Here is a 12,083-nt window from a genome sequence, read left to right as displayed (position 1 = left end):
ACAAAATAAAAACGACCTTAATCCAATAAATCATGGATTAAGCGTCGAATGTTTTACCACCAGCTGATGGTTCATTAAAAATACAATTTTCTTTCGAAATATCTCGTGTAAAATTTTATCTGCAACCGATTCATCGTTTTTTTCAAAACAGTTGCTCATAAGGACATCAGTAATTTGTCAAACTCATGAAAGTTTTTTTACTTTAGAAACAAAGATCATGCTCAGTTACTATTGGCTCATCGTTTACCAATTTTTTGCTCTTGATCTTTTATTTACTGGATCAACAGTGCGATCGCTTGATAAGGCCTTAGGGTCACTTCCTCTTGGATAAGAGTATTGGCATAATTGCTGATAAGCGGTTGGGCACTAACAAATTCTTCTGGGATCGTTATGGTCGTTTCATTTTCGTAAAAATTAGTTAAAACCAATAATTTTTGTCCGTCTAATTGTCTTAAATAACCGTATACTTGAGGATGATCGGGTTCATAAGCTTGATAGTCCCCTGATGCGATTACAGGATATTGTTTTCGCAATTGAATCAATTTTTTGTAGTATGCGAAAATCGATTGTTCAGATGTACGTTCTTGTTCTACATTGATGACCTCATGATTTGCTGCTAAACCTAACCAAGGTGTTCCTGTGGTAAAGCCAGCTGTTTCATCGCTTGTCCATTGCATCGGTGTCCGAGCGTTATCTCTGGATTTCGCCTTGATTCGCCGAAAAGCTTCTTCTTCCGAGAAGGATTGGTTCAGCATTTCTTGGTAAGCATTTAAACTTTCTACATCGACGTAATCATCGATATGCTGAAAGTCTGGATCGATCATCCCAATTTCTTCCCCCATATAAATATAAGGCGTCCCACGATTCAAATGGATCATCGTCGCTAACATTTTAGCCCCTTCTGTGCGGTATTTATCAATTGCTACAAAGCGGTTGAGGGCTCTTGGCTGGTCGTGGTTATTTAAGAACAACGCATTCCAGCCATTTCCTTTACTCATCGCTTCGCCCCATGTATGAAACAGACTTTTTAAAGCTTCAAAATCAAAAGGTGGCGTACTCCATTTGTTTCCATTTTCGTAATCAACCTTCAAATGATGAAAATTGAACACCATCGAAAGCTCATTCCGACTTGGTTCCGTATACAAAATACAATTTTCAATCGTCGTTGAACTCATTTCTCCAACTGTGATGATTTCTGGATCTTGACCAAAAGTTTCCCGATTTAATCGTTGAAGATACGTATGAGTAATCGGCTTGTCAGTATATTCTGCTTTTCCTTGGTTCTCTGCATTATTTTTGAGTTCTTCATCTTTCCCGATCACGTTGATTACATCAAAGCGAAAGCCTTTGACCCCTTTAGACATCCAAAAACGAACAACTTTGAACAACTCTGTTTGCACTGCTTCATTTCGCCAATTTAAATCTGCTTGTGTTTGATCATAGAGATGTAAATAATACTTACCCGTATCTCCAAAAGGCGCCCATGCATTACCACCAAATTTAGATACCCAATCGGTTGGCTCATCTCTTAGAATAAAAAAATCTTGGTAAAAACGATCGCCAGCTAAAGCTTTTTGAAACCATTCGTGTTCTATTGAGACATGGTTTAAAACCATATCAAGCATAATCTCTATATTATAGCTCTTTGCTTGTGTGACTAGTTCTTCAAATTCTTCCATCGTTCCAAATAGTGGATCAATCGCTACATAATCAGAAATATCATAGCCATTATCTTTTTGTGGACTCGGATAAATGGGGTTCAACCAAATCATATCGACCCCTAGTTCATGCAGATAAGGTAATTTTTCTTTGATCCCTTTTAAATCGCCAATCCCGTCACCATTACTATCACGATAAGATTTAGGATAAATTTGATAAACTACTTTCTCATTAAACGACATCCTCATTCGCCTCCAATCAGCTATTATTCCAACTTATATATACAAGTTTACAAATCCTATTATAAAGGAAAAGGAAGCGTTTATCAAGGACAGAGCTAAGTCCTCTAATAGGAAGACCTCACCCATTATAAACTGTCGCACATCCAACAAATTGGCATAACAAAACCTGCGTATTATTTTCCCTATACCAAATTTTCTTTTCATCAACCAGTTACTTAATAAAAAAACTTCTTGCAAAAGTCTACTCAACTTTTAGCAAGAAGCTTTTTTTATTCGTTTGATTTCAAAGCATCAATCATATTGATATTTTTCAGCTTGAAGTGAGTCGCTATCATAACGATAACTGTAAATTCAATAGTCAAAACAGCAGAAAGAGCATATGCTTTCCAAGTGATCACTAAGGGGAAGATCACCGTCTCCATTGAAGCCTGTTGTAAAATAAAGTCAGTTAGGACGTAGCCGATGCCAAATCCACCTACAATACCAACTAAAGTAAAAATAATATTCTCCCTCACAATATACATCGTTACTTCTTTATCAAAAAAGCCTAGTACTTTGATCGTTGATAATTCCCGCACTCGTTCAGAAATATTGATATTGGTTAAATTATACAACACGATAAACGCTAACAGCCCTGATAAAACGACAAAAATCACAACGATTGAATCGAGGTTCGCAAGTGATTCTTCTTGGGTTTCCATTTGTTTCGAAACAAATGATGTATTTGTTACTGCATTGGTTCCCAATAGCTTTTCTGACAAAGCATTCTCTTGTTTTTTAGACATTGGGTCAGCTTGAATTAAATAAGCATTTGTAGAAGCTTCGTTTCCTGATACTTTTTGATAATAGACAGGGCTCATATAAACAAAGTTTCCTAAATAGTTTTGAGAAATGGCTTTCACCGTAACCTGTAACTCTTTTTGGTCATCCGTGTACAATGAAAGGCGGTCTCCTTCAGATACATCAAACAGTTCGGCAGCTTTTTGTGTGAGGACGATTCCTGAATCATTCAACTCCATGTTACGTCCTTTTAATGAGATCAAGTGAATAAACGGTGATAGACCTTTTGACGTTTCCGGTATGATCATCGTTACGCTTTGAGTCGCTTGTCCTTGTTGACGAAGCTCGATCGTTTGCATGTTTACTGCTAGCAAATCAGTAATTTTCGGATCGGATTCTAACTGTTCCTTTGCTTTTGTTTCACTGTTTTCTGTTTCCCCATCTAAAGTGACAATTGCTTGGTAATTCGTAATTGGGCCAAATTGTTTATCAGAAACAGAGCTTAAAGAGTCTTTCAACCCTACACCTGCTACCATTAAACCAGCACAACCAGCAATCCCAACGATTGCCATAAACATTCTGGATTTATAACGGAACAGATTTCGATAACTGATTTTCTGATTAAAGCTTAATCTTGACCACAGTGGTGTGATATATTCCAATAATATTCTTTTGCCTGGTTTTGGCGCTTTGGGTTGTAATAAAGCTGCCGGTCTTTCTCTTAAATCTTTGAATAAGACAATCATCGCTGCACCAAATGCAGCGATAAAAAACGCCACTGCCGCTTGTAAAATCGGAGACCAATCATAAAAAATGACTGCTGATCCGATATCATAGCGTTCATTCGATAGTTCAAAAATAATTCTTGGTAATAGATTGGTTCCTAAGACGGTTCCTAAAATAATTCCTAGACCAGAAGCTAAACTTGCATAAATAGCATATTTTTTTGCAATTTCAAATTTAGTATAGCCTAATGCTTTCAACGTACCGATTTCTCGTCGGTTTTCTTCGACCATCCGTGTCATCGTCGTAAAAGTGATCAATGCTGCAATAAAGAAGAAGAAAACAGGAAAAACATTAGCAATGGCTGCGATCCGTTCAGCTAAATCACCAAATTCTTGAAAGCCCACATTATCGGAACGCTCTTGGAAACGATAGGTTGGTTTTTCCAAACGATTGATTTTTTCTTCATTTTCGGTAATTTGGGCCTGTGCATCATTCAGTTTTTCTTGTTGTTCAGCGACTTGCTTTTCTTGCTCAGCTAGCTGTGCTTCTTGCGTAGCTAGTTCATTAGTTGCTACTGTTCGTTGTACTTCAGGCAATTGTTCGATCATTGAACGTTGTTGCTCTAGTTGGGATCTGGCAGCTGCCAATTGACTTTGTGCCAGACTAATTTGTTCTTGACCAGCACTCACCTTTTCTTTTTCTGGTTGTAAAGACTCCTTAGCTTGTTCCCTTAGTTCAGTTAAACGTGCAGCTGGTCGATCTTGAAAAAGTTTCTCCACGCTTTTTTGGTTTTGTGCCATTTTGTCCCGATATTCTTTACTATAAGTATCAAAGGATGAAACATTTTTAAACGTTAAGTAAATAACCGATTGAATGTCTGTGTTAAATTCTGTTTCAGGTAAATAAACAAAATAATCGATTGTGCCGTTCCCGACATTGGCAAAACCACGTTCTAAATTATTGATGAAAAGTGGCGATCGTACAAATCCAACAATTTGATAGTCTTTCTTTTTCACGTTGTCAGAATCGATCGTATACGTTTCGCCTATTTTATAGCCTAGACTTTTTGCTTTTTCATCTAGTACGAGTTCGTCTTTATTCTTTGGTAAATGCCCATCTACTACTTCTAAAAGGTTTTGTTTATTTGATTTTTTATAAGAAAAAACTTGCACAACTTCGTTTTTACTTGAGCTGGAATAATAAAATTGTTTTCCCGTTTCCAGTTGTGCATCAGGGATTTTTTCGGCTCTAGTTACGTCTTGTTCCGTTAAACCACCAGTTGAAATGATTTGTAAATCCGATAGATTAGCTTTTTCAACATAGTGATCCATCGTTTTTTGCATAACCGGTCCCGCTGTTTTAACGCCTACGAATAACAAGGTCCCTAGCAAAATGATCAATACAATGGCAATAAATCTGCCTTTCGATTGTTTGATTTCTCTAGCACTTGCTTTAAGATATGTTTTTGTTTTCATAGCCCCTCCTTACCACACAATCTCATCAATGGTTGAAGGATGATCGTTTGTTTCAATCGAACGGACTTTCGCATCGTTGATATGGATGACACGATCAGCAATCGGTGCTAAGGCAGAATTATGAGTAATGATCAACACCGTATTTCCATGTTCTCTACTCGCATTTTGTAATAACTTCAACACCTGTTTCCCTGTTTCAAAATCCAACGCACCTGTTGGTTCATCACATAGAAGTAATTTCGGATTTTTTGCTAATGCTCGAGCAATGGAAACACGCTGCTGTTCTCCTCCTGAAAGCTGTGAAGGAAAATTGTCCAGCCGATGTGCCAGACCTACTTGTGTCAATACCTCCACTGGATCTAACGCATCTGGTGAAACTTCTGTTGCCAACTCGACATTTTCTTTTGCTGTTAAATTCGGTACCAAATTATAAAATTGAAATACAAATCCGACATCTGTTCGACGATAGGCGGTCAATTGTTTATCGTTGAACTGAGCGATGTCTGTCTGATCAATGATGATTTGCCCTTCATCTGGCTTATCCATCCCGCCTAATATATTAAGAACTGTTGACTTCCCTGCACCACTTGGACCAAGTATAATGACTAGTTCTCCTTTTTTGATCGCAAATGAAATATTATCATTTGCGGTAATCGTTGTTTCTCCCATTTTGTACCGTTTACATTCGTTGATTACTTCTACATAGCTCATCCTTCTTCTCTCATCTCCATCTCTTTACGAATAAAGTCGCTACTTTTTATTTTACCATTGAAATGAATCAGACTAAAGATTTGATAGACGATTCATTGACAAATACAGAAATTATGTTTTACTTACATGGAAAACGATCTATTTATTGAAAGAAGGAAAACCCATGACTACTACAAAATCACCTATTCCACTCGAATTAGCAAAAACAGCTTTTTTACCGATCGATCTCCAAAAAGGAATTGTGAATTCTGGGCAATTATTCCCTTATGATGCAACCACCATCCTCTCAAACAATCAACTGATTGCTGAGCATTTAAAGCATACACCTGCTTGGAATATACTAGTCAATGTCGATATTACCAGCTTTCAGTATTTGAGTGCTAAAAATGACCGAGCACAAGCAGGTGCTTTTTATACCCCCCCTAAAGAATTTACTGATTTATTACTTGAACCTACCACCAAAGGAACACAAAACACACTCACGATCACTAAACATAATCCAAGTGCTTTTTTTGGAACGTCTTTAGATGCCCAACTTCGTCGAAGAAAGATCGATACGCTCATTCTTTCAGGTGTAGCAACTTCAAACGGTGTCTATGCCACCGCTTTAGATGCTTTTCAACATGGTTACCATGTTATTGTTATCGAAGATGGTTGTAGTGATCGAGATCTAGAACTTCATACTCTCTTTTTTGAAAAAATGTTTCCAAAAACAGCACGAGTGCGTACAACCAAAGAAATCCTTCAAGCAATCGAAGAAGCCAGATAAAGGAACCAAACACGCCTTGTTTTTCATTTACATTGCTGGTTTTCCATGGGAAAATAAAAGTAACCGTTAGATAGGAGTATCAGAATGAAAAAAAAGAAAATAACGATTAAAGACGTGGCAAAACATTCTGGTGTTTCCATTGCCACTGTTTCATTGATTTTAAATGGTAATGAAGAAAAATTCAGCGCTAAAACAGTTGAAAAAGTGCTTGCTTCAAAAGACATTCTCGGCTATCAACCTGACTATGTCGCTCGCCAAATGATTACGAAAGAAACAAAAACGATCGGTGTCCTCGTGCCGGATATCACCAACCCTTTTTTTAACACGCTAATGCGTGGAATTGAAGATGTGTTATACAAACAAAACTTCGTGACGATTTTATGTAACGCTGATTCTGACCATCAAAAAGAAATTGAGTATTTAGCCGAATTAGCACGACGAGGCGTCGATGGGTTTATCATAGCTACTTCCGCTGTTTCGACTACAGCAATCAATGAAAATCTCAAGAAACAAAATCGACCTTTTATTGTGTTGGATCAAAAAAAGGCTGAAGGATTTAGTGATGCGATCAGCACAGATGATTTTCGTGGAGGATACTTGGCTGGTACACACTTACTTCATTTAGGTCACCAATCCATTGCGCTCGTTTATCCACAAAATCCCCCTGAAAACGTCTATCGTAGGATCGAGGGTTTTAAACATGCACTAGATTTTTATCAGCTCTCGCACGACAATTTATTGTTACTACCTACTCATTTTTCTAAAAATGGTGGGTACCAGGTCGTTCCAACGATTCTTAATTCCTCTGCGACCGCAATCTTTGCCTTAAACGACGAGCTCGCTTTTGGTATTTATCGTGGGTTGGAAGAACATGGAAAGAAAATCCCCGAAGATTATAGTGTGATTGGATACGATAATGTGGATATGTGTGAATATGTCAAACCAAAATTAACGACGATCGCTCAACCAATTTTTGAATTAGGACAATCTGCTGCTCAATTATTATTAGCCCGTATCCAGTCGCCTGAAAAAGAATGGAGCGAAAAATTATTACCAGTAGAATTGAAAAAAAGAGCTTCAACTAAGCGTGTAAGTAGCATTTGTGAATAAATTATGAAGAAAAAAATAAAACATGATGAAGTATTTTTGTGTTTTATTTTTTTTTGTTTTTTACGGTCGTTATTTTTACAAATATTTTGTAGAAATCTATCTCCTTTGGTACAATTTAAGTAGTATGACCATTTCCCCCAAATTTGTTCTCCCCCAACAAATTAATGGCATGCAGAATAATTAAAATGTTAAAGCGAAGCGACTTATTAGAAAAAAGAATCGTAGCTTATTAATCAAAAAAATCAGATCTTTGTTATGTATTAACAACAGTTGCATGAGCATAGAGACTCGTCACAAGCAAAAAGAAAAGGAGTACCGCATATGAACAAAAATAAAGCAATACGCCTACTTGCTGCATCTTGGCTGATTGCTCCAACGATTTTATCGACTCAAGCTGTTTTTGCAACAGAAAACCAACCAACAACTACAAGTAGCTCACTTGTTTCGGGAAGTGATTCTGTAACTTCAACAGCCTCAAGTACAGACACAACTGAATCGTCCACCACAGATTCATCAGCCACAACTGGCTCAACGGGTGAATCATCAACCACTGATTCATCAACGACTGAAACAGGTGAATCAACTGAGAAACCTGCGGAAGAAGTTGCGACACATACACTGACAGTTAATCCCGAATTACTGGGGAAAATTAAGCTGTCTGTTATCAGTAACGCCCCTCGAGAAGAAAAAGAGTTGACCATCCAACCTAATGGCACGGTCAGTGGGTTGAAAGAAGGAACGAAAGTGTTCTATGAAATCACCCCTCCTAAAGGTGAAAAATTACTTTCTTTCCAAGTAAATGGTGCCCAAGAAGTGAATTATCAAAAAAGATTCTTTGTCGTTGGTGTAATGGATCTATCATTGACTGCTTCATTCAACACACCAACTGTTCCATCTGAAGACTCTTCTACTCAGGATACGACTAATTCAGCTGGAAATACGCAAGATTCTTCTCAAACGACAAAACCTAATGATACAACGAAACCTAGCACAGATAAAAATAAACCAACTGATAGTTCAAAAGAACAATCGAAACCGTCAACGTCAACCAGTAACGATTCAGTTGTTTCAGCAAATACCAATAATTCTTCCAATCACCAAACAAATGACAAAAATAAAGGTCAACAGGCAGGAATTGAAAATCCTGTAGACGGGTCCTCCGATTTTGTCAGCAAAACACCGATTGAAACAACTTTACCAACAAACACGACAGCAGTTCAAAAAGAAATCGTGAAAGAAGCCTATAAATATTTAGGCAGACCCTACGTTTGGGGAGCAAAAGGACCAAGTACATTTGACTGTTCGGGTTTAGCTTATTATGTTTACATGAAGGCCACTGGTCATTATATCGGTGGATGGACAGGTGAACAACAATACGCTGGAACACAGATTCCAGTAGATCAAGCACAACCAGGTGACTTAGTATTCTGGGGACCTTCCTCAGGTGTCACTCATCACGTTGGGATTTATATTGGTAATGGACAATTTATTCATGCCCCTCAACCAGGTGACAAAGTTCGGATTACTTCAATTGCTGATTTCAGACCAGATTTTGCAGTACGTGTCAATATCGCAGGTCTACCAAGCGTGACTGACCAACTGAAAAACCAGTCGATTTTAGATGGTTTAAATGATTCATTCAACTTTACAAAAAATCAAACAACGGATCAGTTTTTGAAAAAAATTGCTACAAGCGCGCAAGAAATTGGTCAAAAAGAAGGCATTTACGCTTCTGTTATGATGGCTCAAGCGATTTTAGAAAGTGGTTCTGGCAATAGTTTGTTGGCAAGTGAACCAAACTATAATCTGTTTGGCATAAAAGGAACTTATGAAGGAAAAAGTGTTTTGTTCAATACTTTGGAACAAGACAGCAACGGTGCAAATTACCAAATCCATGCAACCTTCCGTAAATACCCTTCTTATAAAGAAAGCTTAGAAGACTATGCGAAATTGATCAAAGGCGGGTTGTCCAATAACAAAGATTTCTACAAACCAACTTGGAAATCTGAAGCCAAAAGTTATAAAGAGGCAACGAAGTATCTGGAAGGCCGCTATGCTACAGATAAACAATACGCCAAAAAATTGAATGCGATCATTGAATCGTATGATTTAACTAAATACGATGAACCGAAAAAAGAAGATAATAAAGAAACCAAAGTTAAAAATGTTTCAAAACCTTTGGTAGTACCTGTGTCTTGGGATAAAAATGAGATGTCGCTAGTTGATGTAGACACTTGGTCTTTAAAAACAATTAGGAAAAAACCAGAATATCTTTCTACAATGAAAACACCAAATTACTGGGAATTGTACTTGCAACTATCTGCCAGAGAAATTCCAAAAACGACTGTCATTAAAGTCAAAGCCGATACCATTCCTTTATTGAAAAACTTAGCGATCATCCATCCATCGTGGAGTAGATTAACTTAAAAAAAGCTATGACAGAAGTGTCTAGCTCTGAAAACAAGCCGGAGAAGAGGTTGAGACAAGTTTTGTCTCAGTCTCTTCTCCGGCTTATTCATGTTTAGAGTGAACGTGTGATGTCTCAGATGTTTCTTGTTTTAGCGTACACAAAAAGCACACAACCTTGTAAGATTCAAGTAACGAACAAAAATCAAAGGAGTGTGCCTTTTGTTAAACTATTGGATCGTCCATCAAACCACTTCAGTAACCCATATGGAACAATTTATTCCAGAAGCTGATATTACCTAGTCAATACCTCAGATGAACCAATGCTTCTTTTTCGTCTCTTTAACAAGTGCTATCGATGAAACCAACCAATTTCACCTATTTAGAGTATTTTTATTTCTCTCTTTTCAAAACAATACTTGTATATAACCAAACAGTCAATACATAGTAAATAAAGTACATGACAAAGAAAATTCCGAATGGTATCAACACATCACGATATGGATCATTCATTAAAAATTCAAATAGTCTTAAACCAAATAAGACATGGATCGCTCCTAAAATACCAGGTGCTAAGAATAAAACACCAATTTCTCGTCGAATCGATTGTCTTAATAAGCCACGAGTCGCACCGATTTTTTCTAACATCGTATATCGACCAATATCGCTCTTACTACCTGAAAGAATCTTAAACATCAAGCAACTTGCTAACATCGCTAAGAACGCAATTCCTAGGAAGAAGCCCATAAATTCCATCCCTGAGAAAATACCATTCACTTGTTGATACATTTCATATTTTTGTCCACTCATGGCTTGGTAATCTTTCAACTCTGGATTGACTTGATTATTTTCTTTTACTAATGTTTCGATACCTGGTAAACTTGCTTCAAAATCTCTAACTGTAATTAATTGTAACGTTGTTTCTGGCAACGCTAATTGATCGAATTCACTCGCACGAACTAATTTTATTCCCTTCGCTTGTTGCGTAGGTAATTCGTTTTGTCTTAATGTCTCTTGCAACTCACTTGATTTTGCGATTTCTTCAGCAGTTGCTGTCTTTACTTTGTTATCCGCAAAAGTGTTCCCACTATATGCAATATATCTAAGCGGCTCTTTTTCCCATTCATCATAATTGTAATAAACGTATTGTTCATCTTCTTTTTGAGCATAGATGTTATTTGACGTTGGATTTAGTTCTCTGACTTTTCCTTGGTCAATCTTTTGTGCATTGTTTAGAACTAAATCATAAGCGTTCGATGAATTGGTCAATGCGGAGATTTGATTTCTGAATCCTAAACCAACCGTTAACGCTCCTAAAGCTAAAGCAAATAAGATCGCTACCATTGAAAGCATTTGCGTATAGTCACGAATCCTAAAGCTTAATTGTGATAAGGTAAAGTTGTTCAACTTTTTCAATGAGATACCTTCTGATTTTTTCAGTAAAGACAAGAAGAAAATAATCACTGAATGGAAAATGAAATAGGTTCCCAGACAAATCGTTACGAGAGAAATCCCTAAACCAGACAATCCAATACGTGCAATTTCTGATAGAACGTAATAACCAACGCCTAATAAAACAACCCCTAATACAACTTCAAGTAAAAATAAAAATTTATTTTGTTTCATTCGTGTTGGTGTAGCTTCCGCACGAATCAATGTAAGAATTGGCTTTTTCACAATTGAAAAAGCATTGGTGATTGCTGCTAATAAAAACAAAACAGCAAAAAAGAAAAGAGTGATCAGAATACCCTTTACACTAAATGGTGTAAAATGTGTAATTGAAATGTTTAATTGTTCAACGAGTACTCGTTCCACAATACTTGTTAGCCCTACACCAATCGCAGAGCCAACGACGGTAGCTGTTGCACCCACAACAAATGTTTCGGTAAAAATCATTTGTGCAATTTTTCTGCCCTTAGCCCCTAACATCATAAACATTGCATAATCTTTCTGACGCATTGCCATTAAAAATGAATTAGCATAAAGGATGTATACAAAAGTAATGATTGCTAATAATACCGAGCCAAAATGAAAAATTAAAACAGTTGATCCAACGGTAGAATTACTTTCTAAAAACGCTTCATTGCTTGCGATTGACTCGAACATATAAAAAATAGCTGAAGTCATAACCAAACCTGAAAATAAAACAATATAATCTCTTAAACGCCCTTTAATCCCAGTAAGCGATAATTTCCAAAGCATGTT

General features: G+C 37.0%; 7 protein-coding genes. 3 read left to right on the top strand and 4 right to left on the bottom strand.

Annotation, left to right across the window (positions count from 1 at the left end; genetic code table 11):
* Positions 1-272: 272 nt before the first annotated feature.
* The 3 genes from treC to IGL30_RS01390 all read right to left on the bottom strand — a co-directional run bounded on the left by treC (position 273) and on the right by IGL30_RS01390 (position 5,593).
* The gene (gene treC / locus IGL30_RS01400) at positions 273-1,901 is read right to left on the bottom strand and encodes an alpha,alpha-phosphotrehalase (RefSeq protein ID WP_088745382.1); all 1,629 of its coding nucleotides are present in this window, start codon (positions 1,899-1,901) and stop codon (positions 273-275) included.
* A 269-nt stretch (positions 1,902-2,170) separates the two neighbouring features.
* A complete protein-coding gene (locus tag IGL30_RS01395; protein WP_088745381.1) occupies positions 2,171-4,882 on the bottom strand; it encodes an ABC transporter permease in 2,712 nt (903 codons plus the stop codon).
* A 9-nt stretch (positions 4,883-4,891) separates the two neighbouring features.
* Entirely contained in the window at positions 4,892-5,593 is a 702-nt protein-coding gene (locus IGL30_RS01390) for an ABC transporter ATP-binding protein (protein ID WP_010720230.1), read from the bottom strand.
* Between the two features lie 163 nt (positions 5,594-5,756).
* Between IGL30_RS01390 and IGL30_RS01385 the strand changes: the two genes are divergently transcribed.
* From IGL30_RS01385 to IGL30_RS01375, 3 genes are all read left to right on the top strand, one after another.
* Positions 5,757-6,362 carry a cysteine hydrolase gene (locus IGL30_RS01385; protein ID WP_088745380.1) on the top strand — a complete coding sequence of 202 codons (606 nt, stop codon included), beginning with the start codon at positions 5,757-5,759 and terminating at the stop codon, positions 6,360-6,362.
* Between the two features lie 84 nt (positions 6,363-6,446).
* Positions 6,447-7,472 carry a ribose utilization transcriptional repressor RbsR gene (gene rbsR, locus IGL30_RS01380; RefSeq protein ID WP_010720232.1) on the top strand — a complete coding sequence of 342 codons (1,026 nt, stop codon included), beginning with the start codon at positions 6,447-6,449 and terminating at the stop codon, positions 7,470-7,472.
* Between the two features lie 321 nt (positions 7,473-7,793).
* Entirely contained in the window at positions 7,794-9,899 is a 2,106-nt protein-coding gene (locus IGL30_RS01375) for a glucosaminidase domain-containing protein (protein ID WP_088745378.1), read from the top strand.
* A gap of 372 nt (positions 9,900-10,271) precedes the next feature.
* Here IGL30_RS01375 and IGL30_RS01370 read toward each other — a convergent pair whose 3' ends face one another.
* Entirely contained in the window at positions 10,272-12,080 is a 1,809-nt protein-coding gene (locus IGL30_RS01370; RefSeq protein WP_088745377.1) for an FtsX-like permease family protein, read from the bottom strand.
* Positions 12,081-12,083 lie beyond the last annotated feature (3 nt).

This window comes from Enterococcus sp. DIV1089c, from assembly GCF_050530965.1.
GTDB lineage: Bacteria > Bacillota > Bacilli > Lactobacillales > Enterococcaceae > Enterococcus_B > Enterococcus_B hirae.
The sequence above is the reverse complement of the archived record's forward strand: the minus strand, read 5'-3'. Positions and strand labels throughout refer to the sequence as shown.